This window comes from Sorangium sp. So ce128, from assembly GCF_051525245.1.
Classification (GTDB): Bacteria; Myxococcota_A; Polyangia; order Polyangiales; family Polyangiaceae; genus Sorangium; species Sorangium cellulosum_B.
In genome coordinates this window covers 5,838,229-5,862,124 of the sequence record NZ_CP150313.1, presented here as the reverse complement: position 1 = coordinate 5,862,124, position 23,896 = coordinate 5,838,229, and the positions used below count along the sequence as shown (strand labels likewise).

The following is a 23,896-nucleotide window of genomic DNA, read 5'->3' as shown; positions in this document are numbered from 1 at the left end:
CCGGGCGGCCCTCCTGGGCGGCCTCGGCGTCCTCCTGCGCAGCCCCCGCGACCCTCCTGCGCACGTGCTTTGGTGTCCTATCGTACGATTGCGTGGCTCCTGCGCAGCCCCCGCGACCCTCCTGCGTACCTGTTTGGGTGTCCTATTTGTGAAGGCACAGATCAGGGCGAGAGCTTCAGAAGGAAGACATCGCGCATCTGGGCGGAGATCGGGCCGTCTCCGAAATCGACCGTGCCCTCGAATCCGCCGAGAACGAAGACGTTGCCCCCGGGATCTGTGTCGATATCCCATCCGAACTGCGCTCCGGCGCCGCTGAAGTATCGGCTCCAGAGCGCGTCCCCGTGGGGTCGAGCTTGGCGACGAACGCCTCTTCCACGGCGCCGTCGCTGCTGCCGATAGGCCCGTTGCCGAAGTCGAGCGTGCCGTCGAAGCTGCCCGTCAGCACGGCGTTGCCCTGAACGTCCACCGCGATCTGGTGATGGACCACGCTCATGCCGTCGCCGAATTGCCTGCTCCAGACGTGCTGTCCGCCGGAGTCGAGCTTCGCGACAGCGATACCAGAGCTCGCGGCGAGGGCGCCTCCGAAGTCCACCGTGCCGCTGAGCGCCGCGAGGACGTGCAGATCCCCATTCTTCACTCCACAGCCTGCGGGCGCGCCGAAGGCGATATCGCGCTCGGGCGGCGAGAGATCGCCCAGGAGGGAGAGGTTAGCGCGCGCGCCCTTCGCCCTCGCGGGCGCGCGACCGTGGCGGCCCGCGCGCGCAGGTGCCACACTCGCGCGCGGCCGGCCACACGCCTGTCGCTGTGCCCACACGCCGTGTCGCAGAATGTCAGCCTGCAGCTGCTCCACCTCGCGCAGCGCGTCCGCGCGCGCGACGCGCACGTCGCGCGCGCGCCCGACCCCGCCCTGCAGGCCCTCAGCCCCGCGGCGCCGCTGCGGGCGCTCGTCGCGGAGCGCGCACGCGTCGGTGGGCTCGGCGCCGTCTTCGCGCTGGGCGACGGGCTCGACGCGCTGACCTTCTCGCCGACGCTCTACCTGCTCGAGAGCGCCGCGAGCGTGGCGCAGCTCGCGCATCGCTGGAGCGCGCTCGAGCGCGCGTGGGGCGTGCGCCACCAGACGTGGTTCGCGCTCGACGGCGCCGGCGCCCTAGAGCTCGCGGCGCAGCCGTACGCCGGCGCGCTTGCCCCCGCGAGCCAGACCGTGATGATCACCGGGGTGCTCGCCGCGTTGCTGCGCCGGATGGGCCACGGCGAGCTCGTCGTCGCGGCGCGCGCCGCGCGCGGACCGTGGCGCGAGCTCGCCTGCGACGCCCATTGGCTCGGGCCCGCGTCGCTTGCCGAGCCGCCGGTCGCGCTCCGCCTCGCGTGGTCGCGCCGGACCGCGCCGGCGCCGTCCGCGCGCCAGACGTTGCACCCACCGAGCGCCGCGGACGACCCGGTCGCCGCCACGCTCGCGGCGATCGCGCGCGAGCCGCACGCGCCGTGGACGCCGCAGGGCCTCGCGCACGCCACGCGCCAGTCGGTCCGCACGCTGCAACGCCGGCTCGCGGCACACGGCACCACTGCTTCGGCGCTCGCGCGCCGCGTGCGCATGCGCGACGCCACCGTCGCGATCGCCGGCTCGCTTCGGCCGCTCACCGAGATCGCGCACGCGTACGGGTTCAGCGACGCGGCCCACCTGGCGCGCGAGTTCCGCGCCGCGTCGGGCATGCCGCCGAGCGCGTACCGCGCGGTCGCGCGCACGCGCTAGCACGCGCCCACGGCGCGGTGCGCGCGCGCTGCGGCCGACGATTGGCGCGCAGATTCAAGCCCGCCGCGCGCCCCGCTGCGAGGGTGAGCATGCACCGGCGAGCGACCATGCCCCCCGGTGCAGAAAGGCACGCCCCTTACGTATGAACCCCGAACGCAACAAGCAGATGCTGCTCGAGCTGTACGACGCCGTGGTCGGCAGGCACTGGGACGCCGTCCGCGCGCTGTTGACCGCCGACTTCGTCGACCACAACCCCGACGCGCGCGCCGCGCCAGGGACGAACGGCTGCGAGGCCTTCATCGCCTATTTCCGCGACGGCGAGACGCCGCTTCACGGCGCGCAGGTCGAGATCCAGCGCATGATCGCCGACGCCGAGTACGCCGTGGTGCACTACAAGCTCGTGAACCCGCGGCGGCCGCGCGGAGTCGCCGTGGTCGACATCTTCCGCGTCGCCGACGGGCGCTTCTGCGAGCACTGGGACGTGCTGCAGGACATCCCGGCCGACGCGCCGAACCCCCGCGCCATGTTCTGAGCGCGCCGCCTTCAGTGGTCCGTCGACGCGAAGATGCGCAGCCCCTGCGGCGTGCGCAGCAGGTTGTAGCTCTCGCGCCAGGTCGACAGCACGCCGCCTGACGCGTCCAGCAGGTCCCACGACACGGTGGCGAGCAGCGCCTCGCCCCCCATCGTGACCACCTGGAGCTCGCGGTGGCGGCAGGCCGTGCAGCCGCCGCCGCGGTACCGGTCGACGATGCGCTGGAAGTAGGCCCCGACGGCCTCCGTGCTCGTCAGCAGGTCGTGCAGGTCGGCGGCGTGCATCGCGAGGTACGGCACGTGGTAGCGGCGGGCGATCAGCGGCCCGTCGAAGTGCGCGAACGCGGCGACGAAGTCGTCGAAGAAGGCGGCGGCTTCGGCGTGGTGGACGTCGGTCATCGGCAGGGCTCCGGGGCCGGCAATCCCCCATCGTGGCGGGCGCGGGGGACGACGACACTGCTGCCGCCATGGATAACACACGCCCGGCCGCCCGCTCCTGGACTGCGGCCTGCGGTCACGACCTGACGCCTCGCGCGTTGGGGCGAATGGACAGGAGGTACCGATGGACGACGAGCCCTGTGGACGCGATCTGGCGAACGACGCGGTGGTTCCCGAGCGGCTGGCGGAGCTGTTCCGACACGTGGCCGACAACCTGGAAGCCCACGCGCGCTGGGTGGGCAGCGCAACGCCCGAGGCCCGCCTCGAACACGACGCGATGCGCCGGGTGGCCGCCGGCTACCGCGAGATCGGCGAGGCGGCGGGCCGCGCCGCGGAGACGATGCGGGCTGCGGGCGATTTGCCCGCCGCGCCCCACGACCTCGCGCGCTTCGACCGCGGCGCCTTCGAGGCGTGGATGCGCCGCAAGATCGAGCTTCAGCGCGGTTTTGCGGCGCTGCTGCTCGAGCACGCCGAAGCCTCCGAGCGCGTCCTGCGCTCCATGGCGGTACGGCGCCATTTTTCAGGAGAAAGGTCGAGCGTGTAAGGGATTTCTATATCAACCAATGTGTGCAGCGTGTCTGTACGGTGGACGGCCGCTACGACGAGCTTGACTCTCGGATCGCTCTTGGATTCTCTAGATCCCGACATGCGCCTACCTTTTCGCTGCCTCGGGATCCTCGCGTCCAGCCTTTGCGCCGGCTGTTTCATCGAACGTGGGCATCCTGGGACCGAGGCCGCCGACCTCGTGGGCGGGCATTACGAGTCCGACGTAGATGGGGCTCCAGAGGGAGAGACGGCTCCCACCCCTCCACAGAAGGATGAGACAGATACGAGCGAGTCGAAGGATGAGGCTGACTCGCCTCCGGTAGATACGGAGGGTCAGGCGGGCGGTCCGATGGAGACGGAGAGTGAGGAGGACGGTCCTATGGAGGATGGTCCGACAGAGACGGAGGGTGGCCCGATAGCGCCGTTGCAACCCGACCCGTCGACGGTAGTGCACGACCCGGGGACGTGTTCACCCGCCACGGTGCAGGAGGGTGACGATTTTTGTTCGGCGCGCCAGGTGTGCACCGGTAACACGATCACGGCGAACTGCAGGACTATCGGTGGGGTTGTCAGGTGTGTCTGTCAAGACAGCTTTGGCGGGTATGACGTCTCGCTTCCGAGCTTGTCTCCCGGGGTATGTGGCTCGATCCTCGAGGCGTTCAAGGTGGGGAATATCGTCCACGGCGAGCCCGCTTGCGCCGAGCCGAACACGCAGGTCTTTGACGGCTATTGCCAGACCGACCGCAGGTGTGAGGTCCCGCTGATGGTGGGAGCGATCGACGCTTTCACCTACGACGATCAGCAATCTCACTGCACCGCCAGCAGCGATGGTGGGATGGACTGCACCTGTACCACCGCGATCGGTTACACATCGTACCACCTCGCGGAGAACGACCTGGAAGCGGGCTGCGAGCAAGCCCTCGCGGTATGCGCCGCCGCAGACGACGCGTCGCCCTTCACCGAATCTCCGAGCTGTGCGCCGAGCGACCAGGCGCGAGCCGAGGATTCCTGCCTCATGGATACGTCGTGCATTTACTCGGCAGACCTCGGGGACGGTGTCACGCAAACCGCGGCAGCTGGTTATATCATCAACTGCGGTAAAGATGCCGGAGGCAGCGCCTGGGGATGCGGGTGCTGGGACAACTGGAACAACGTGCATTTCGAGATTCTTAACAATGCGTCCGGTTCGGGGATCTGCGCGAGCCTCGCAGAGCCATGCAAGTCACTTCATCCCGAGACGGTCTTTCGCGATGCCACCTGCAGCCAGGTTCACCGAACGGCGAGCCGTGGCGTCTGCTACTCCGAGCTCGATTGCCAGCGGCCGTCCAGCTTGGGAGGGCTGGATGTCGTGTTGCACACGCCGTTGAACATCAGCTGCAAGCAGGAAGATCCGGCATTGGGGTGGCAGTGCGAGTGCAGCGCAGCGGACCATCACGTCATCACCGTCGACGCCGAAGACGCGCTGGACGCCTGTGACACCGCCGCCGCGCCGTGCCAGGAACTGGCAAGACGGAGCGCGATCTCTGCAACCCCTGAGTGACGCGTCCGATGTCAGGGATGGCATTTCCCGCCGGTTCCCGTCTGGCGCTGGCCGGCGCGGCGCGGCTTACTTGGTCGCCTGGGCCGCCGGCTCGACGACGCAGCGGATGCCGAGGAATCCGCAGCGGTACGTCGCCTCGAAGCCGCCCGGCCGCGCGGTCCTGACGAGCGGCGCGATGCCGTCGCGCCAGCTGCCGCCGCGGGCGATGCGCATCTTGCCCTTGTCGTCGTTGGCGTTGGTGGTCCACTCGAAGACGTTGCCCGCCAGGTCCTGGATGCCCTGCGGGCTCGCGCCAGCGGGGAAGCTGCCCACGTCGCACGCGGTCTTGCGGACGGTGCCGCCGCCGGACCAGCAGAGCTGATCCTTCGGGGCCTCCTCGCCCCACGGATACGGCCGCGCCTCCTCGCCGCCGCGGGCCGCCCACTCCCACTCGTCGTCGCGCGGCAACCGCTTGCCCTGCGCCGCGCAGTAGGCCTGGGCCTGCGAGAAGTCGACGCAGACCATCGGCTGCTTCTCCTTGCCGGCCACGCCGTAGGTCGACGCCTCTTTGGCGCAATTAGCCAATGTATCCGTGCACTTGCCAGCCTTGACACACGCCGCGAAGGCCTCGGCGGTGACCTCGGTCACATCGACGCAGAGGTCACCCACGGTGGCCTTCACCTTGAGCGGGCCCATCACGAAGCTGCCGCCCGGCACCCGGGCCATGCCGTCGGGGCAGCCGTCCGAGGGCTTCGCCGCGTCGGCGGGGGCGGTGGCCGGCTCGGCGCCGGCCTGCCCGGCGCTCGCCGGCGCCGAGGCCACCGCCGGGTCGGGCTGGGGCGACGCCGGGGCGAGCGCCGCCCCGGTCGGGGCGGGGCTCGTGGCCGTGGGCTGCGCAGGGGGCGCCTGATCGGCGGGCAGGCCGCCGGGGGCCGCGGGGGCGGCGCCGCACGCGGCGACGAGGACGCCGCTCGCAGCGGCAAGCAGGAACAGCGAGGAGATGGCGCGGAGGGTGGTGTGGGATCGCATGGTGTCTCAGGAGGCGGTCACGGTCGGCGCCGGCTCGTCTTCCAGCCATTGCTCCTGGATGACGATCGCCGGCAACAAGGTGAACGGCCCGTCGTAGCCCGGGCCGAAGGTCAGGATCTGGATCACCCGCCGATCGCCGCGGCGGATCGGGAACATCACCTCGCCCCCGCGCGGGAGCTCGCTGCCGCCGCGGGGCGGATCGATCCAGAAGGCCACGCCCTCGGATTTCCCGCCGAGCAGCGAGATGGCCGAGACGGTGAGCTCCGGGCAGCGGATGCGCAGCCACTCCCTCGCCCTGTACGCGCGGCAGCCCGCGGCCGCGGGGCCGGCGCGGGAGAGGCGGACGCGGGGCGCCGCCTTCCACTCGGCGGCCGTGGGCTGCTTGGACGGCTCGGGCGGGAAGGGCGCGGCGTCGAGGGGCAGCTCGTCGCCGGCATCGGTCGCGCCGGCATCGGTCGCGGTGGCGTTCCTCGCGCCGGCGTCGGCCGTGGCGCTGGCCGCGGCCTTGGCGGCGCCGGCGTCGGCCGTGGCGCTGGCCGCGGCCTTCGCGGCGTTGGCGCCGGCCGTGGCGCTGGACGCGGCCTTGGGCGCGCCGCCGGGCTGCGCGCCGGGCGCCCCCGACGCCGCGGCCAGGACGGAGGCCACGCCAGCGCCCATCAAGGCGAGCAGCACGGAGCGCGGCCTCATAACGTCTCCAGGAACGCCACGAGCGCCGCCCTGTCCTCGGGCGACAGGTGGCTGGTCTTGCCCATCCAGTCGGCGTTCTGCTCGATGAGCTCTGCCAGCGTGCCGGCGCGCCCGTCGTGAAGATAGGGCGGCCGGCCTCCGACAAAGCGCAGCGACGGCGTCTTGTACTCGGGGCGCGGATCCTCGTCGTAGCCCGGCGGCGGCGGTCGCTTCGGCATCGGGTACGCCGTGCGATCGGTGTAATCGCTCGTGGGGACGTGGCAGCGGGAGCACTTCGCCTCGTCGCTGTGGAAGATCTCCCGGCCGCGCTTCACGCGCTCGTCCGGCGCCCTTTCGGCGCTTGGCGGCGCGACGAGGCCCCGGCGGAGGAACATCGCGAGATAGGTCGCCCGCGCCGCGAGGCTGGTCGGCGTATGGTCGATCGGCAGCCCTCCCCAGCGGTGCAGCCCCATGCCCGTCCGGAGCCTGCTGACGAGGTCCTCGCTCTCGCCGTGCCAGCCGTACGGCCCGGCGGCGCCCACGTTGCCGGCGAGCATCGGGGTGCGCCGCGGAACCCCTCGCTTCTTGGCGACCTCGGGGATGTTCTCCGGCCGCCCGACGAAGTTCGCGTGCTCGCCGTCGGCCGTGCTGAAGGTGGCCTCGCGCCAGACGTACCCGTCGTCGCGCCCGTCGGGGTGGCATCCCGCGCAGCCGAGGTTGCCGCTCACCGTGGCGTCGAGCGCGTTGTAGAAGAGCCGGCGGCCCTTCGCGACCTCCGGCCCGAGCGGATCATCGGCGAGGTGCACGAGCGCCGATGGCCCTTCCGCCGCGCCCGCGGCGGCTGACGCCGGCGCGGGGCTGGCCGAGCCCGCCGGGCCCGCCGCTCCCGCGGGCGCGACGGTCGAGCCCGGCGCCGCATCGTGCAGCCGGAGCGCCGCCACGTCGCTGGTCGATCGGCAGAAGACCCACGCCGTCGCCTCGTCCGCGGAGAGCGCGAGGCCGGTCGGCGCGCCGCACGTGCCGGCCACGCGGATGTGCGGATCGTAGCGGCCGCCGACCGGGTAGCTCCTTACGATCGCGAGCGTCGGATCCACCGCGGTCGCGTCCACCTCGAGCACGAGATCGTCGCCCTCGCCCGCGACGAGCAGCGTGCGCGCGCGCTTGCGGTACGCCATGGCGCGCGGCTGGGTGACGGGCGTGACGCCCGCGCCGGGCAGGGTGATCACGCTCTCCGGGGTGATCACCTGCTCCGCGAACGCCGACCGGAGCACCGGCAGGTTGCCGTGGTGCGGCGGGGCGAGCGGCTCGTCCCGGCCGGTGATCAGCACGTCCACCGTCGCGGCGCCGAACCACGCGGCGTGGCCCATGGCGCCGAGCGCGTGCCGCGCCGCGAACAGGCGCCGCCCGTCCTCGGAGAGCGAGAGCGCATAACCCAGCGACGCGGCGAGCCGCTCGCCCGACGGCGCGCGCAGCGGCGAGGCGGGCAGGGCGACGCGCCGGACCTTCGGCGCCCCGCCGAGATCGTCGATCCTCGTGAGATCGGCGCCGACGAGGTGGCTCACGTACGCGGCGCTGCCGTCGGGCAGCACCGCCACGCCCCGCGGCTCGCGCGCCACGTCGACGGTCCACCGCGTCTGCCTGGCCTCGAGGTCGACGGCCGAGACCTTGTGGGTCCACGCCGAGGTCACGATCGCGGTCTTCTCGTCGGGCGTGACCGCGATGCCCCACGCGTCGGCGGGCAGCGGCACGCGGCCCACCTCGACGAGGCCGGCCGCAGGATCCGGCCGGAAGATCAGCAGCAGCCCCGGGTCGCGGACGGTGGCGAGCACGCGTGCGTCGTGCTCGCCGCGCCCGCCGAGCGCGAGCACCTGCGCGGGCCTGCCTGGCGCGGGGACGCCTGCGCCGGGCCGGGCGGGGTCGAGCGGCAGCGGCACGACGCGCACGACGCCGTGGTCCTCGTCGGCCACATAGAGCGCGTCCCCGCGCGCGGCGCGGGACAGGGCGCCGCCCTCCCGGACCGGCGCGCGCAGCGGCGTGGCCGTGGACGGAGGCAGGGGAGCGGCCGGAGCGCCCGCGCCGCTGGCCGAGGAGCTCGCGCTGCCGGCCGGGCCAGGCCCCGCGTCCGCGCCGGCCGTGGGGCCGCGGGAGCAGGCGCTCGCGGCGAGCGCGAGGAGCGCGGCGAGGTGGCGTGTCGCGGGGAGGGTCGGCAAGGGGTCGCCGGATGTTCGCGCGCCCTCGCGCCCCGGGTCAACGGCCGCGCTGCGGGAGGGCGCGACGGCGCTGCTCCCTCATGCCCCTCCTCCGGTTCCGGTCATGGAGTCATGCGGTCATGCGGTCGTCCGGGTGAGCCCGCCGCGCCGAGATCATGTCGCGGCTCGGGCATCGGCGCGCGGCTCGGCGTCGCGCCACACGAGCGCGCGCCACGCGCCCCGCTCGAAGATCTCCGGTCGACGGTCGGCCAGGAGCGGCGCATAACGCGCCACGATCTCCGGAACGTCGGTGGACACGAGCCCCGAGAGGATCAACGTCCCGCGGGGAGCCAGGCGCGCCACGATCCGAGGGGCGAGCGCCGTGAGGACGTCCCGAAGGATGTTGGCCACGACGATGTCGAACGTCCCGTCCGGCCACGTCGACGAGAAGCTCACGCGCGCTTCCACCGCGCTCCGCCGCGCGTTGTCCGCCGCGATCGCGTTCGCGGCGGCGTCGATGTCGACGCCGATCGCCTCGCCGCCGAGCTTCGCGGCGCCGATCGAGAGGATCCCCGTCCCGCTCCCCACGTCGAAGAGGCGAAAGCCGCTGCGTGGCGCGAACGACGCGAGCGCCTGGAGGCACATCCGCGTGCTCTCGTGCCGGCCGTCGCCGAACGCGTGGCTCGGGCCGAGGACGATGGTGCGGTCGTCGACCTCCTCGCCCCGCGGATCGGTGATCACGCGAAAGCGAGGCGGCACGTCAACGGGGGTCGAACGGTCGCTCATGCGCCGTCGAAGTCTGCCACCGCGGCAGCCCGGGTGTCAGCCGCGCGATGGCCCTCGGGGGCGCCGAGCGGCGGGGGTTGGCGACGCCCCGGCCCGGCCCAGCGGCGAGCGATCCGGCCCGGGCGGGGCGCGATCACCAGCGGGTCCAGCGGGAGATCCGCTGCAAGCGCGTATAACCGCTCCCGTCGTCGGAGAGCCCGTACGACGTCGCGTCCGGAGTGCTCATGTGCGGGCCCCAGCCCTCGTCCTCGATCGGCTCATCGTCGTCCGCGCCGAGGTTGTAGACGAAGCAGTGCCCGTAGTGCTGTGTGACGCCCGCATAGGCGCCCGCGCAATTGCCGTCGTCCTTGGTGTCTGCGTCGAAATCCGGCGACGACCACCCCGTGGCGAATTGCCACGAAAAGAGGTGCTCATCGCCGCCGACCCGTATCGGCGTGAGGAGGTGCATGTCCCCGGTGTCGATGCCCTCGGCGGTCGCCCGCATCACCTCGGCGACGGTCCCTGCGATGTCCTCGATCTCGTCGCGGTATTCCCGGCCGGCGATGTACAGCGACGGCTGGTAAAGGTTGTCGCCGAGCGACGGCGTCCCCTTGGTGGCGAGCCGATCGGCATACAGGATCTTCCAGAACGGGAGCGTCGCGCCGTCCGCTGACCCGACGCTGTTGTAGACGAGCGCCCAGCGATCGCCGTCCACAGGCTCACCGCAGTAGACCTCGGCCTGCTCCTCTGGGCCGGGCCCGTCGGGATCGAGCGCGTAGACGCCGCTCGGGGCGCTCTCGGGGATGGCGCCGCACCGGTCATAGACGCACCCTTCGCTCGCCTCCTCGGCGCAGTCTTGGCCGCCGGCGCCCCCGCCCGCCTCCAGGTGATAGGGCCCATCGAGCCCGGCGAGGGACGTACACCGGCACGCCAGAAGGCACGCCGCCGCCCCCACCCACGTCGCGGACCCGCTCGTCATCGTCGCTCCCATGACCTGCTGCCTGCCGCATCACACCCGCCGGATCGGCGTGGCGCTCCTCCTGCGCCGCGCGGACGCTACAGCCTCACCCCAGGCCTGGCAAGCAACCGGTCCGTTCGCGACGCTCCCCGACCGCTCGCTCGGGCGCGCCGCTGCCCCGCAGTCATTGAAACGGAAGACGAAGGCGGCGTGGCGAACGCAACGAACATGACCGACATGACCGACATGACGGACGTGGCGAACGCAACGAACATGACGAACGCAACGAACGTGAAGTGAATGAAGAAAAAATATCCTACAGAAACTTCATAGAAACAGGCGCCCATGCATCGTCCTTGGCAAATCCTGGGCCCGTGTATGGCTGAGGCCATCCAGGGCGCACACCCGCGGCGAGAGCGAGCTCACCCTGCCAATCTCGCCGCGGAGCTGGCCTAGCTCATCCTCGAACGAACAGGCGATTTCACGGACGGCGCCCCGGAGCGCAGCCCGTCCAGTCTGCCCCGACCGGCGGGCGTGTCCATCTCCATGCGCCCGAGGCTCCACGGTCATCCCAGCAAAGGATCTTTGGAATGAAGAGACGAGAACCTGCGAGTGAGGCCCCGAGCGCCACGCCCCTCCACCGCCGGCGTTTCCTCGGCGGTGCGCTCGCGCTCGGGGGAGCCGCGCTCCTCCCCGCTTGCGAATCGCGGTCCGAAGCGTCGGCGAAGCCCGCGGCGAACGCCGCGCCCCTCATCCCGGACGCCGCCAGGCCCGAGGTGTCCGATCTGCGCTTCGGCATCATCGCGCTGACCGACTGCTCTCCTCTCGTGATCGCCCACGAGAAGGGGTTCTTCAAGAAGTACGGCATCAACGCGACCATCGTGAAGGGCGCGAGCTGGGCCGCGATCCGCGACTCGCTCACGAACGGGGATCTCCAGGCGACGCACATGCTCTTCGGCATGCCCCTCGCCTCGACGATGGGGCTCCTCGGATCGCCGAAGATGCCCATGGTCATCCCGTGGCTGCTCAACCGCAACGGCCAGGCGATCACGATGAAGAGCGACCTCCGGGGCAAGGTGGCCGGAGATCCCAAGGCGCTCAAGCCGTTCGTCGAGGAGGCGAAGGAGAAGGGGGCGCCCATGACCTTCGCGATGACGTTCCCGCCTGGAACGCACGCCATGTGGACCCGTTATTACCTGGGCGCGGGCGGCGTCCACCCGGACAAGGACGTCGCGCTCGTGACCATCCCGCCCGCCCAGATGGTCGCCAACATGAAGGTGGGCAAGATGGACGGCTTCTGCGTCGGCGAGCCGTGGAACGCCAGGGCGATCGCCGACCAGATCGGCTACACGGCCGTCACCACGCAGGAGCTCTGGAGGGACCACCCCGAGAAGGTGTGCGCGTTCACCGCGGAGTTCGCCGACAAGAACCCGAAGGCGGTGAAGGCGGTGATCAAGGCGCTCCACGAGGCGAGCGTCTGGCTGGACAAGCTCGACAACCGCCCCGAGCAGGCGGACGTCGTGTCGAGGCCCACGTACATCAACTGTCCGCCGGAGCTCATCCTCGGCCGGCTGCAGGGGCGCTACGACTACGGCGACGGGCGCACGAAAGAGGACAAGGACTACATGATCTTCAGCGAGCGGGGCTGCAACTACCCGCAGCCCAAGTACGCGCTCTGGTGGCTCAGCCAGTTCCGCCGGTGGGGCATGGTGGAGGGGAAGCCGGACTACGAGGGCGTCGTCAAGCAGGTCATGCGTCCCGATCTCTACGAGGAGGCGATGAAGGAGCTCGGGGTCGCGCACGGCGGCCGGAGCGACGCGCCCGAGACGCTGTTCGACGGCGTGACGTTCGATCCGAAGGACCCGGAGAAGTACGCGACGTCGTTCCCGGTCCACGCCCTGAAGGGATGAACCCACATTGCCATCGCCGCGCCGGCGGGAGGCGCGGCGGCGGAAGCGGAAGCGGAAGTAGAAGAGGAGTGCTGCATGAGCGAGGCGAAGGCGATCTCTCCGAGGATTCGAGTCGACCACATGATCCTCCCCTTCTTCGGGGTGGCGTGCGTGATCGGGCTGTGGGCCGCCGCGAGCAGCCTGTGGACCCAGGCGCTGCCCTCTCCGCTCAAGACATGGGAGGTGAGCAGGCCTTACATCTTCGAGCCGTTCGAGAAGCGGGGAGAGCTCGACCAGGGCATCCTCCGCTTCACCTGGTACTCGCTCCAGCGGGTCGCCAAGGGCTACACGCTGGCGATCCTCCTCGGGACACCTATCGGCTTCTTCCTGGGCGCGTCGAGGCTGTTCAGGTCGAGCTTCGATCCCATCATCCAGATCCTCCGCCCGGTCTCGCCGCTCGCGTGGCTCCCGCTCGGCCTCGTGCTCTTCCAGAAGCCCGACCCCGCCGGCGTCTTCACCATCGCGATGTGCTCGATGTGGCCGACGGTCCTGAACACCGCGCTCGGGGTGCGATCGATCCCGCAGGACTACATGAACGTCGCCCGGGTGCTCCGGCTGTCGCGCATGAAGACGCTGTTCAAGGTGCAGCTCCCCGCGGCGCTCCCGTACATGTTCACGGGCTTCCGGCTCAGCCTGGGCATCGCCTGGCTGGTCATCGTCGCCGTGGAGATGCTGACCGGCTCGCCCGGGGTCGGCGGCTTCCTCTGGCAGGAGTACAACAGCCTCATCTACGAGCACATCATCCTGTGCATCATCACCATCGGCGTCGTCGGCTTCCTCCTGGACGCCCTGATGAGCCTCGTCGAGCGCCGGCTCAAGCTGGCGGGAGCGTGACGTCCATGCCGCTGGTCGAGCTCTGCAACGTCGGGAAGAGCTATGGTGGCGGGGCCACCCGCACCGAGGTGCTCAGGGACATCCACCTGGAGATCGAGAAGGGCGAGTTCGTCGCCGTCGTCGGCTATTCTGGCGCCGGCAAGACGACGCTCATGTCCCTCATCGCCGGGCTCCTCAGGCCGGACACCGGGGAGGTGAAGCTGAACGGGAAGGTCGTCCAGGGGCCGGGCCCCGACCGCGGCGTCATCTTCCAGAACTATTCTCTCCTGCCCTGGCTCACGGTCTACGAGAACGTCTACCTGGCCGTGGACCAGATCTTCGGCTCCTGGTCCACGGAGAAGAAGCGGGAGCACACCGAGCGCTACATCGCCATGGTGAAGCTCACCGAGGCCCGCGAGAAGAAGCCGGCGCAGCTCTCCGGCGGCATGCGCCAGCGGGTCTCGGTGGCGCGGGCGCTCGCCATGGATCCAGAGGTCCTCTTGATGGACGAGCCGTTCGGCGCGCTGGACGCGCTCACGCGCGCGACGCTCCAGGACGAGCTCGCGCGGATCTGGCGCGCCACCCGGAAGACCGTGCTCCTCATCACGAACGACGTCGACGAGGGCATCCTCCTCGCCGACCGGATCCTCCCGCTCAGCAAGGGCCCTCGGGCCACGCTGGGGCCAGGGATCACCGTCGATCTCGAGCGCCCTCGGGATCGCAAGGCCCTCAACCACGACCCGCGCTTCAAGGAGATCCGCGGCGCGGTGATCAGCTACCTGCTCGGCCCGGGCGCCGGGCCCAAGGCGGGCGAGAGCGCGCCCGATGCAGCGCGGAGCGCGGAGGCGGTCGCATGAAGAAGTACCTCGAGATCTGGAATGTCACGAAGACCTTTCCCACGCCGAAGGGCCCCTCGGTCGTCGTCCGGAACTTCGATCTGAACCTGAGGAAGGGAGAGTTCCTGTCCCTCATCGGCCACTCCGGGTGCGGGAAGTCCACCGTGCTGTCGATGGTCGCGGGTCTCTCCGAGATCACGAGCGGCGGTATCGTCCTCGCGGGCAGGCAGATCCACGGTCCTGGCCCGGACCGCGGGGTCGTGTTCCAGTCACCGTGCCTCCTGCACTGGATGACGGCGCTCGAGAACGTCCTGCTCGGGGTCGAGCAGGTCCACCGGCAGAAGAGCAGGAAGGACTGCATCGAGATCGCGACGCACTACCTCGAGCTCGTGGGGCTCGAGGAGTCCATGCACAAGAAGCCGCGCGAGCTGTCGTCGGGGATGCAGCAGCGGGTCGGGCTGGCGCGCGCCTTCGCCCTGTCGCCCAAGATGCTCCTCCTGGACGAGCCCTTCGGCATGCTCGACTCGCTCACCCGGTTCGAGCTCCAGGAGGTGCTCATGAACCTCTGGGCAGAGGACCAGAAGACGGCGCTGATGGTCACGCACGACGTCGACGAGGCCCTGTTCCTGTCGGACCGCATCGCGATGATGACGAACGGCCCGGGGGCGCGGGTCGGCGAGATCCTGGACGTCCCGTTCCCGCACCCGCGGGACCGTCAGGAGGTGCTGGAGGACCCGATGTACTATCCTCTCCGAGAGCGGCTGATCACCTTCCTCGAGGGCCAGGCCCACAAGGAGAAGCCCGCCGAGGAGAGCGCCCGAGAGTCCGTCCCGGAAGGCGCCGTGAAGACGGGGCGGTTCTGGAGCGCGCTCTGGAAGGGGACGAGGACATCGGCGTAGAGCGGGGGAGCAGGGAGCGGACGGCCGTCGCCGGGCTGCCCCCATGAACGTGCCTCTCCAAACAGCCTGCATGTCCTCTGCTCTCGAGGACCGTACAGCGTACAGCGTCGCTTCCTCCGTCGAGGGCTCTTTGCGACGAACCTCACCAAAGCGCGTATTGCGGTCTCGCTGACCGTTCTGGGCAGAGCTCATCACGGCCAGGCGAACGCGAGCTCTGCGCTGCGCGCACAGGTGCGCGCAGCGCTTACGAGGCTCACCACCTCCGACAAAAATGGAGGGAGAGGGGCATGCCCTGAAACAAAAGCCATACGGACAAGCTGGAGTTGCGCGAATGTATCCTTTCTCCGACTGCGTCGGTTGCGGCAAGCGATCAAGCGAGGAAAGTACATGCGCGTATCTCGAATCTTCGCGGCTGTCGGCATCGTATGGCTCTCTGGTGCCTGCGGCTCGTCCGAGGGCACCGGCTCGGGAGGCGAAGGTGGCGTCGCCACCACGTCAGGGCCCTCCAGCGGCGCGGCCGGGGGCAGCTCCTCCGCCGGTGGCTCCGGAGGGGCCAACGCTGGCGGCGGCGGGACGACTGGAACGGCCGGTGGCGAGACGACCGGAACGGGCGGCGCAAGCGCGACGGCCAGCTCTGGAGAAGGCGGGGCGGGCGCGGGCACAGGTGTTGGTGGCGCGGGTGCGGGCGGCGCGGGCGGCGCGCTCGCCAGCGGTACGGGCGCCGGCGGTACGGACGGCGTCGGCGGCGCGGGCGGCCCTGACACGGGGGTCGAGGTGCCGACCTGCGCGCCTTACGGGTCCACGTGCGCGCGCTCCGGAGATTGCTGTTCCGGCATCTGCGACAGCGCGACGAGCACCTGCGCGTCGCCGCTCAGCGTCTGCCTCGGGACAGGCGCCGCTTGCGAGGGATCCTCGGAGTGCTGTAGCCTCAACTGCGCTTCGGGCAGGTGCAGCGCGACCGCCTGCCTCCCCGACGGATCCGACTGCACGGCAGGCGGCGCCGCGTGCTGCAGCGGCATGTGCGCCGGCGGGACGTGCAGCGACGTCAACGGCGCCACCGCATGCCAGACGGGCGGCAACCCGTGCACCGAGGACAGCCAGTGTTGCTCCCAGCTCTGCGGGCGAGACAACCGCTGCGTCCTCTACTCCTCGTTCTGTGTTCAGCGCAACGACGTCTGCACGGGCGACAGCGACTGCTGTACCGGCGTGTGCGTGAAGCGGAACACATCCGACCCCGCGGGCTACTGCGGCGCGGAGCCGTCGACGTCGAGCCGCTGCAACAGCGGCGGCATCGACGGCGCTGTCTGCGACAGCTGCGGCTTCTGCTGCAGCCGCGTCTGCGCGCCTTACGGCCCCACCGGGATCGCCGTCTGCCAGCCGCCGAGCGGCTGCCGCGTGAACGGCGCCCTGTGCCAGCGCAACGAGGACTGCTGCGGCGGCGATCCCACCGCCGCTCTGCCGGGCGCGGGCAACGTCGTCTGCGACAAGTCGGGGGATCCGGACGGGGAGATCGGCCGCTGCCGCAACCCGAACGGCTGCACGCCCCAGGGCGGCGTCTGTCACTTCAAGGACAGCTATTGCGCGGATACGTCCACCAGCGCCCCCAACAACTGCTGCAGCTACCTGGGGAACGCCAGCAACTGCCGCCTCGACGCCCTCGGCGTGCCTCGGTGCAATGCGCTCACGGCCTGCCGCCAGGCAGGCGAGGACTGCGCCTCCGCCGACGACTGCTGCGACGGCGCTCCCTGCGTACGGAATAGCGAAACGGGGAAGCTCCAGTGTTACGACACGCCCGGAGGGACGACGCCCCAGTGTGTCACGGCGGGCGGACCCTGCACGAACAACGGCGACTGCTGCGTCGGAACGACGTGCGAGTACGAGCCGGGCTCCGTTTCGGGCACGTGCACGACGCCGGACTCCCCGACAGGCGCGACCGGGAGCTCGAGCGCGACCGGGAGCTCGAGCGCGACCGGCGGAACGGGCGGCGCAGGCGGCGCAGGCGGCGGCGGTGGCTCGGACGGGGCGGGCGGCACCCCGCCGCGATGCGCCGAGTACGGGCAGCTCTGCGGCGCGACGTCCGACTGCTGCAACGCCGGAACCGTGCAGTGTTACAACGGCATCTGCCGCATTCCTCCGGGCTGACGCCGCGCGCTGGCGCGTTGACTCGTGTCGATTCACTCGTGTCGAGGAGAATGGCTATGATCGGCAAGAACCGCGGGAACTACGCCCGCTCCTTGTTCCTGACATCGCTCTGGTGCCTGGGCTGGGCGCTCGCGGCGGGATGTTCGGTATCGGATGGCGGAACGGGCGCGGGCAGCGGCGGCTCCGGAAACGGCGGCGCCGGTGGAACGGACTCCGGTGGAACGGGCGGGGAGCCCTCCCTCGGTGGCGGTTTCATCGCGTCCGGGCCGGGCGCCAGCTCGGGCGGGGGGGAGGGCGGCGGTGACTGCGGCGGCCAGCAGGTCGAAGCTCAGCCGCGGCAGGTTCACCTCGTGATCGTGCTCGATCGCTCCGACAGCATGACCAAGGACTGGGAAGGGAGCGACCGCTGGACGATGATGAAGGGCGCCCTCGGCACCGCGCTCGACGTGGTCCAGGACAGGATGTCCGTCGGGCTTCAGCTCTTTCCCTCCGACGAGCACTGCGGCATGCCGGCGGGGGAGGACCTGAGCGTGGCCGTGGCGCCGGGCGCGACCTCCGTGCCCGCCATCAAGACCCTCCTGGAGGGCACTGACCCCGGCGGCGCGACGCCGACCGCGGACGCCCTCGCGCGCGCCCTCGGGTACCTCACCGTGGGAGCCGGCGGCGCCCTCGAAGGCGACAGGTACGTCCTCCTGGCGACCGACGGCGGTCCCAACTGCAACCAGGATCCGGCCACGACCTGCGAGGCCGCGACCTGCACCACGAACATGGATGGGGACTGCCCTTCAGGCGTGCCGAACTGCTGCGTCGCCGGCTTGACGGACGCGTGCCTGGACGACGTGCGCACGGTGCAGCGGGTGAAGGACCTGCGCGCGGCCGGTATCAAGACCTTCGTCGTCGGCATCCCCGGCGCGACGGCCTATGCCAACGTGCTGGACCAGCTCGCCGTCGAGGGCGACACGGCCACGTCGGAGACCTCGCCCCGTTATTTCGAGGTGGTGGACGCGGCGAGCCTCGGCGATACGTTGACCAGCATCACGAGGGATCTCGTGAGGACCTGCGAGCTCTCACTGGAGACCGAGCCGCCGGACCGCGCGAAGGTGAACGTCTTCATCGACGATGAGGTGCTGCCGAAGCCGGGCGAGGACGGCTGGGACTACGACGATTCGACGACCCCGCCCACCATCGTGATCAAGGGCGCCACGTGTGAGCACGTGAAGTCCATGGGGGCGGAGAGCGTCCGGGTCGAGTTCGGTTGTCCCACCGTCGAGGTGCCGCAATGACCTGCGCCTGTGACGCGCCCTCCCGGCGCGCCGCGTGATCGACCTCCTCCAGCCCTCCGAGAGCCAGCCCACATCGCATGAAGCGCCGCGCTAGCGCGCCGCACTGCCGCGCTCGGTGACGAGCGCGAACGCCAGACTCCGTCCAAGTTGGATGTCTGGCACACAATCACTGAAAAATATCACCCTGGACGAATCGATCTTCCGATTTCGGTGGTGACTCGGGGGCAGCGATCTAGACATAATCCGCCCATGGTGCGCTTGTGCGAGAACACCGTCCGTCCTGCCTGCTCGACGCGAGCAGCAGCGGCGGCGGGCCAGCCCAGCGCCCCGGCGAGGTGAGATGCTCTCCGCGACCTGTTCCGTGAGCCAGCCGATCTACGTCGACTCGAGCATCGAGGTGTTCGAAGGAACCTGGGGTGACGAGCGCAAGCCTGCTGTCTTCAAGGTCCTGAAGAGCGAGTTCCCGAGCGCGCGTGAGCTCGCGGCGCTCCGGCACGAGTACAACGTGCTCTGCGCGCTCGACGTCGAGGGCGTCGTCAAGGCCTACGGGCTCGAGAAGCACAGGAACGGCCTCGCGCTCGTGCTCGAGCGGCCGAGCAGGACGACGCTGCACGACATCCTGCGCGCCGGCCGGCTGGAGCTCAAGGCGGCGTTGACGATCGCCCGCTCGGCGGCCCGGGTCCTCGACGAGTTCCACCGCCGCAAGGTGATTCACAAGGACATCAAGCCGCACAACCTCCTCGTCGACCCGGACACGCTCGAGGTCCATTTCGTCGGCTTCGGCATCGCGACGCTCCTCCCGCAGGAGACGCAGCAGGCGATAAGCCCCGAGGCGCTCGAGGGGACGCTCGCGTACATGTCGCCGGAGCAGACCGGCCGGATGAACCGCGTGATCGACCGCCGCACCGACCTCTACTCGTTCGGCGTGACCCTCTATCAGATGCTCACCGGCGTCCTGCCGTTCACCGGCAGCGACCCGCTCGATCTCATCCATGGCCACATCGCGCGGACGCCGGTGCCGCCGCCCGAGCGAGTCCCGGGCGTGCCCGACGCGGTGTCCCGGATCGTGATGAAGCTCCTCGAGAAGAACGCGGAGGACCGGTACCAGAGCGCCTTCGGGCTCTTCGCCGATCTCGACGCGTGCCTCCGCCAGCTCTCGACCTCCGGCGCCGTGGCGCCCTTCGCGCTCGGCCTGCGCGACATCCCCGATACGCTGCGCATCCCGCAGAAGCTCTACGGCCGCGCCGAGGAGGAGCGCGCGCTGCTCGCCGCCTTCGAGCGCGCCGCCGGCGGGGAGGGCGAGCTCCTGCTCGTGTCGGGGTACTCGGGCATGGGCAAGTCGGCCCTGGTGAACGAGATGCACAGGGCCATCGCCCAGCGAGGCGGCTACTTCACCGCGGGCAAGTTCGAGCAGCTGAACCGCGGTGCGCCGTACGCCTCGCTCGCGCGCGCCTTCCGGGAGCTCCTCCGGCACATCCTCACCGAGCGACCGGAGCAGCTCGCGCGCTGGAGCGCGGCGCTCGGCCGCGCGGTCGGGAGCACCGGCCAGCTCCTCGTCGACCTCATCCCGGAGCTCGAGTGGATCATCGGCCAGCAGCCCCCGGTCCAGCAGCTGCCGCCGGCGGAGGCGCAGGGCCGCTTTCACGCGATCTTCAAGGCGTTCGTCCGCGTCTTCGCGACCGCCGAGCACCCCCTCGTCCTCTTCCTGGACGACCTGCAGTGGGCCGACCCGGCCTCGCTCAAGCTGCTCCAGGTCCTGGCCGCCGATCCAGAGCGCGGCCACCTGCTCCTCCTCGGCGCCTTCCGCGACAACGAGGTGTACGCGGCCCACCCGCTCCGCGTCGCGCTCGACGAGATCGAGAAGGCGGGCGCGCCGCTCCGCGAGCTCAAGCTGAGGCCGCTCGCCCTCGCCGACGTGATCGCGCTGCTCTCGGACGCGCTCTCCGCCGCCCGCGCAGACGTCGAGCCGCTCGCCCGCGTGGTGTTCGACCGGACCCAGAGCAACCCGTTCTTCGTTCGGCAGTTCCTGGGCTCGCTCCACGCGGAGGGCCTGCTCCGCTTCGAGAAGGGCGCCTGGACGTGGGATCTCGACGGCATCCGGCGGCGCACGGTCACCGACAACGTCGTCGACTTCATGGCGCGCAAGATCGAGGAGCTCGAGCCCGAGCTCGTCCGCGTCCTCCGCCTCGCGGCCTGCATCGGGCACGAGTTCGACCTGCGCACCCTCGCTGTCATCAGCGAGCGGCCGGCGCACGAGACCGTGTCCGCGCTGTGGAAGATCCTGCAAGAGGGCCTGATCGCGCCCGTGGACGCCGACTACCGCCTCGCGCACGCGACCGACGACGAGGTGCAGACCGGCGTCGACTGGCGCGTCACCTACCGCTTCCTGCACGACCGCGTCCAGCAGGCGGCGTACTCGCTCATGAGCGAGGATCGCAAGCGCGAGATCCACCTCAGGATCGCGCGGCTCATGCTCGCCAGCTGCGAGGGCGCCGCGCGGGACGAGGCGCTCTTCGACATCGTCAACCACGTCAACATCGCGGCGTCCATCGTGACCTCGCCCGCGGAGCAGGCCACGGCCGCGGAGCTGAACCTCGCCGCCGGCAGGAGGGCCAAGGCCGCCACCGCCTACGAGGCGGCGGCCGGCTATTTGCGCGCGGGGCTCGGGTTTCTGCCCCACGGCGGCTTCGACGACCACTACGAGCTCGCCCTCGCGCTCCACAGGGAGCGCGCCGAGGTCGAGTCGCTGTGCGGCGCCTTCGAGGAGGCCGAGCGGCTCTGTACCGCGGCGCTCGCGCGCGCCCGGACGGCCATGGACAAGGTCGCTGTCCTCCTCGTCCAGGCGAACCAGTACCTGCTCCAGTGGCGCAACCACGAGGCGACCCTGGTCCAGAAGGCCGGCCTCCGGCTCCTCGGCTGTCCGATCCCCGAGGCCCGGGAGGAGGTCGCCGCGCTGCTCGAGCAGGAGCTCCAGGCGGTGCCCGTCCTCCTCGGCGCGCGCAGCATCGAGGAGCTCGCCCGCGCCCCGAGGACGACGAGCCCCGAGCACCCCGTGACGCTGGAGCTGCTCGTGAACCTGTTCTTCGGGGCCTACAACTCGAGCGACCAGACGCTCGCGAACCTCGCCATCGTGAAGATGGTGACGCTCTCGCTGCAGCACGGAAACAGCGATATGTCCGCGTTCGGATACGTCGCGTACGGCATGGTGGTCGGGCCGTTGCTCGGCGAGTACGAGACGGCGTATCGGTTCGGCAAGATGGCTGTCGACCTCGCAGACCAGCTCGACAACCTCGTGCTCCGGGCCAAGACCTACCACATCTTCTCCGCGGACGTGCACAGCTGGACGCAGCCCCTGCGGAAGGCAGATCCCTATTACGACCGGGTCTACGACCTCGGGCTCCAGGCCGGCGACTGGACGGCCATGGGGTACATGATCAGCCAGAGCGGCTCGGACCGGCTCACCTACGGGATGAACCTCGCGGAGCTCTCGCAGCTCACCGAGACGCACCTCGCGTTCCTGCAGCGCGCCCGCAGCCATGACATCATCGATATCCTCCTCGCGGGCGTGATCCAGCCCCTCAGGTGCCTGCAAGGGCTGACGAGGGGCCGGCTCAGCTTCGACGACGACGGGTTCGACGAGGCGTCCTACGTGGCGAAGCACGGCGGCTCGCCCTACCACATGGGGTGGCTGTATTACGCCAAGATCCGGAATGCCTACCTGTTCGGCGACAGGGCGAGCTTTGCCGATCTGATGCCGAAGCTCGCCGTGATCGAGGGCGCCTTGCCGACGCACGCCAAGGTGCCCGAGGCGACGTTCTACGCGGGCCTCATGCGGATCGCCGCGTGGGAGAGCGCCGAGGGCGCGGGGCGGCGGGAGCACGAGGAGCACCTGCTGCGGCTCCTCGGGCGGATGAAGCGCTGGGCCGACGCCGGGCCGGACAACGTGCTTCACAAGCACCTGCTCCTGCTCGCCGAGCAGGCCCGCGTCGAGGGGCGCAGGGCCGAGGCGATGGACCTGTACGAGCGGGGCATCGAGGCCGCGCGGCAGGCCGACTACATCAACAACCAGGCGCTCGGCAACGAGCTTTACGGCAGGTTCTGGCTCGCCCAGGGCAGGGTCGAGTTCGCGCACATCTTCCTGCGCAGGGCGGTTTACCTGTACGAGCGCTGGGGGGCGACCGAGAAGGCCAAGGCGCTGCGCGAGGAGCTCGCGCCGGCCGACCCCTCGGCCCTGGGCCAGCCTCTTCCGCTCTCGCCGACCGGCACCGCGGTCCAGGGCCTCGTCGCGGGGGAGAGCTTCGATCTCGCCACGGTCCTCAGCACCGCCCAGGCCATCTCGAGCGCGATCGTGCTCGACAAGGTGATCGAGCAGGTCTTGCGCAGCGTGATCAAGAGCGCCGGGGCGAGCCGGGGGTTCCTCATCCTCGCGCGCGGCGAGGTGCTGACGATCGAGGCGATGATCGCGGTCGGCCCCGACACGGTGAGCCTGGGCCTCTCGATGCCCCTGGAGGCGCGCCTCGATCTGGCCCGCTCGGTCGTGCATTACGTGGCGCGCTCGCGCGAGGCGCTCGTGATCGGGCGCGCGGACGACGACCCGCGCCTCGCCGGCGATCCGCACGTGATCGCGCGCCGGCCGAAATCGATCCTGGGCTTGCCGCTCCTGCACCAGGGCCGGCTGAGCGGGGTGCTGTACCTGGAGAACCACCTCGCGGAGCACGCGTTCACCGCCGATCGCATCGAGCTCTTGCGGCTCCTGTCCTCGCAGGCGGCGGTGGCGGTCGAGAACGCGCTGCTCTACGCGGACCTCACGGCCGTGAGCGCCGAGCTCCGTGAGGCCAACGAGCGGCTGGAGCAGGAGGTGAAGGAGCGGACGGAGGAGCTCTCGCTGGCCAACGTGCGCCTCTCCGCCCAGAGCGCCGAGCTCCGGGACGCCAACGTGCGCCTGTTGCACGAGCTCGGCGAGCGCGAGCGCGCCGAGGCGGCCCGGGCCGAGCTGCAAGAGGAGGTGATCCGGTTCCAGCGGGCGAAGATCTCCGAGCTGTCGACCCCGCTCGTGCCCATCACGAGCGACGTGATGGTCATGCCGCTCATCGGCACGCTGGACGAGGAGCGCGCGCACGACGTGCTCGAGACCCTGCTCGACGGCGCGACGAGGAGCGGCACCCGCACCGTCATCATCGATGTCACGGGGATCAAGGGGGTCGATCAGCGCGTGGCGAACGCCCTGCTCAAGGCGGCGAACGCCCTCCGGCTGCTCGGGGTCCAGGCGGTGCTGACGGGCATCCGCGGCGAGGTCGCGCAGGCGCTCCTCCGGCTCGACATCGACATGTCCCGCATCGTGATCCGCGGGACGTTGCAGGGCGGGATCGCCTACGCCGTCGGCCGATCGGGCGGCATGAGCGCGCTGGGCACGCGGCGCTAGGGGGGCGAGAGGCGCGTGGCGATCCGCGCGTCGAATCGTGTAGACACGTCTGGAGCGGATCGCGCATCATGAGCTGGCCAGTTGAGCGGGGGTTCCAGCTGTGTCGTGGCCCGTGCGGCGGCACGAGGCGTATGGGCCCGTCGCGCGAGGCGGCTCGTGTC

Annotated in this window: 18 protein-coding genes; 11 read left to right on the top strand and 7 right to left on the bottom strand. The window is 70.7% G+C overall.

Features of this window, described 5'->3' with window-relative positions; genetic code table 11:
* Positions 1 to 175: 175 nt before the first annotated feature.
* On the bottom strand, positions 176 to 637 hold the full coding sequence (locus WME82_RS22305) for a hypothetical protein (RefSeq protein WP_438044436.1): 462 nt from the start codon (positions 635 to 637) through the stop codon (positions 176 to 178).
* Between WME82_RS22305 and WME82_RS22300 the strand changes: the two genes are divergently transcribed.
* A complete protein-coding gene (locus tag WME82_RS22300) occupies positions 617 to 1,750 on the top strand; it encodes a helix-turn-helix transcriptional regulator (protein ID WP_438044435.1) in 1,134 nt (377 codons plus the stop codon). The two genes, WME82_RS22305 and WME82_RS22300, sit on opposite strands and share 21 nt — an antisense overlap.
* A 142-nt stretch (positions 1,751 to 1,892) precedes the next feature.
* The gene (locus tag WME82_RS22295; protein WP_437336910.1) at positions 1,893 to 2,282 is read left to right on the top strand and encodes a nuclear transport factor 2 family protein; all 390 of its coding nucleotides are present in this window, start codon (positions 1,893 to 1,895) and stop codon (positions 2,280 to 2,282) included.
* 11 nt (positions 2,283 to 2,293) lie between these two features.
* Here WME82_RS22295 and WME82_RS22290 read toward each other — a convergent pair whose 3' ends face one another.
* Positions 2,294 to 2,680 (bottom strand): hypothetical protein, encoded by a 387-nt coding sequence (locus WME82_RS22290; RefSeq protein WP_438044434.1) that lies wholly within the window; start codon positions 2,678 to 2,680, stop codon positions 2,294 to 2,296.
* Between the two features lie 163 nt (positions 2,681 to 2,843).
* Between WME82_RS22290 and WME82_RS22285 the strand changes: the two genes are divergently transcribed.
* Complete coding sequence (locus WME82_RS22285; RefSeq protein WP_438044433.1) at positions 2,844 to 3,263, top strand: hypothetical protein; 420 nt, start codon at positions 2,844 to 2,846, stop codon at positions 3,261 to 3,263.
* Positions 3,264 to 3,929: 666 nt separating this feature from the next.
* Positions 3,930 to 4,805 (top strand): hypothetical protein, encoded by an 876-nt coding sequence (locus WME82_RS22280; RefSeq protein ID WP_438044432.1) that lies wholly within the window; start codon positions 3,930 to 3,932, stop codon positions 4,803 to 4,805.
* A gap of 66 nt (positions 4,806 to 4,871) precedes the next feature.
* On the opposite strand, the gene WME82_RS22275 is transcribed toward WME82_RS22280, so the two are convergent.
* The 5 genes from WME82_RS22275 to WME82_RS22255 form a co-directional block, all read right to left on the bottom strand.
* Complete coding sequence (locus WME82_RS22275; protein ID WP_438044431.1) at positions 4,872 to 5,813, bottom strand: formylglycine-generating enzyme family protein; 942 nt, start codon at positions 5,811 to 5,813, stop codon at positions 4,872 to 4,874.
* Between the two features lie 6 nt (positions 5,814 to 5,819).
* A complete protein-coding gene (locus tag WME82_RS22270; protein ID WP_438044430.1) occupies positions 5,820 to 6,485 on the bottom strand; it encodes a hypothetical protein in 666 nt (221 codons plus the stop codon).
* A gap of 11 nt (positions 6,486 to 6,496) precedes the next feature.
* Positions 6,497 to 8,689 (bottom strand): hypothetical protein, encoded by a 2,193-nt coding sequence (locus WME82_RS22265; RefSeq protein ID WP_438044429.1) that lies wholly within the window; start codon positions 8,687 to 8,689, stop codon positions 6,497 to 6,499.
* 153 nt (positions 8,690 to 8,842) lie between these two features.
* A complete protein-coding gene (locus tag WME82_RS22260) occupies positions 8,843 to 9,454 on the bottom strand; it encodes a 50S ribosomal protein L11 methyltransferase (protein WP_438044428.1) in 612 nt (203 codons plus the stop codon).
* A gap of 133 nt (positions 9,455 to 9,587) precedes the next feature.
* Entirely contained in the window at positions 9,588 to 10,412 is an 825-nt protein-coding gene (locus WME82_RS22255; RefSeq protein ID WP_438044427.1) for a fibrinogen-like YCDxxxxGGGW domain-containing protein, read from the bottom strand.
* A 569-nt stretch (positions 10,413 to 10,981) separates the two neighbouring features.
* Here WME82_RS22255 and WME82_RS22250 point away from each other — a divergent pair.
* The 7 genes from WME82_RS22250 (at position 10,982) to WME82_RS22220 (ending at position 23,735) form a co-directional block, all read left to right on the top strand.
* Positions 10,982 to 12,301 carry a CmpA/NrtA family ABC transporter substrate-binding protein gene (locus WME82_RS22250; protein WP_438044426.1) on the top strand — a complete coding sequence of 440 codons (1,320 nt, stop codon included), beginning with the start codon at positions 10,982 to 10,984 and terminating at the stop codon, positions 12,299 to 12,301.
* Positions 12,302 to 12,376: 75 nt separating this feature from the next.
* The gene (ntrB, locus tag WME82_RS22245) at positions 12,377 to 13,174 is read left to right on the top strand and encodes a nitrate ABC transporter permease (protein ID WP_437767261.1); all 798 of its coding nucleotides are present in this window, start codon (positions 12,377 to 12,379) and stop codon (positions 13,172 to 13,174) included.
* A gap of 5 nt (positions 13,175 to 13,179) precedes the next feature.
* A complete protein-coding gene (locus WME82_RS22240) occupies positions 13,180 to 14,010 on the top strand; it encodes an ABC transporter ATP-binding protein (protein WP_438044920.1) in 831 nt (276 codons plus the stop codon).
* On the top strand, positions 14,007 to 14,888 hold the full coding sequence (locus tag WME82_RS22235; protein ID WP_438044425.1) for an ABC transporter ATP-binding protein: 882 nt from the start codon (positions 14,007 to 14,009) through the stop codon (positions 14,886 to 14,888). The genes WME82_RS22240 and WME82_RS22235 overlap by 4 nt, the downstream gene beginning before the upstream one ends.
* Positions 14,889 to 15,275: 387 nt before the next feature.
* Complete coding sequence (locus WME82_RS22230; protein ID WP_438044424.1) at positions 15,276 to 17,030, top strand: hypothetical protein; 1,755 nt, start codon at positions 15,276 to 15,278, stop codon at positions 17,028 to 17,030.
* Between the two features lie 56 nt (positions 17,031 to 17,086).
* A complete protein-coding gene (locus tag WME82_RS22225; RefSeq protein WP_438044423.1) occupies positions 17,087 to 18,313 on the top strand; it encodes a vWA domain-containing protein in 1,227 nt (408 codons plus the stop codon).
* 340 nt (positions 18,314 to 18,653) lie between these two features.
* Complete coding sequence (locus tag WME82_RS22220; RefSeq protein WP_438044422.1) at positions 18,654 to 23,735, top strand: AAA family ATPase; 5,082 nt, start codon at positions 18,654 to 18,656, stop codon at positions 23,733 to 23,735.
* Positions 23,736 to 23,896 lie beyond the last annotated feature (161 nt).

Coding starts and splice junctions, on each gene's coding strand:
- WME82_RS22295 (WP_437336910.1), top strand. CDS start 1,893: ATGAACCCCGAACGCAACAAGCAGATGCTGCTCGAGCTGTACGACGCC.
- WME82_RS22290 (WP_438044434.1), bottom strand. CDS start 2,680: ATGACCGACGTCCACCACGCCGAAGCCGCCGCCTTCTTCGACGACTTC.
- WME82_RS22285 (WP_438044433.1), top strand. CDS start 2,844: ATGGACGACGAGCCCTGTGGACGCGATCTGGCGAACGACGCGGTGGTT.
- WME82_RS22275 (WP_438044431.1), bottom strand. CDS start 5,813: ATGCGATCCCACACCACCCTCCGCGCCATCTCCTCGCTGTTCCTGCTT.
- WME82_RS22260 (WP_438044428.1), bottom strand. CDS start 9,454: ATGAGCGACCGTTCGACCCCCGTTGACGTGCCGCCTCGCTTTCGCGTG.
- WME82_RS22255 (WP_438044427.1), bottom strand. CDS start 10,412: ATGACGAGCGGGTCCGCGACGTGGGTGGGGGCGGCGGCGTGCCTTCTG.
- WME82_RS22250 (WP_438044426.1), top strand. CDS start 10,982: ATGAAGAGACGAGAACCTGCGAGTGAGGCCCCGAGCGCCACGCCCCTC.
- ntrB (WP_437767261.1), top strand. CDS start 12,377: ATGAGCGAGGCGAAGGCGATCTCTCCGAGGATTCGAGTCGACCACATG.
- WME82_RS22240 (WP_438044920.1), top strand. CDS start 13,180: ATGCCGCTGGTCGAGCTCTGCAACGTCGGGAAGAGCTATGGTGGCGGG.
- WME82_RS22235 (WP_438044425.1), top strand. CDS start 14,007: ATGAAGAAGTACCTCGAGATCTGGAATGTCACGAAGACCTTTCCCACG.
- WME82_RS22230 (WP_438044424.1), top strand. CDS start 15,276: ATGCGCGTATCTCGAATCTTCGCGGCTGTCGGCATCGTATGGCTCTCT.
- WME82_RS22225 (WP_438044423.1), top strand. CDS start 17,087: ATGATCGGCAAGAACCGCGGGAACTACGCCCGCTCCTTGTTCCTGACA.
- WME82_RS22220 (WP_438044422.1), top strand. CDS start 18,654: ATGCTCTCCGCGACCTGTTCCGTGAGCCAGCCGATCTACGTCGACTCG.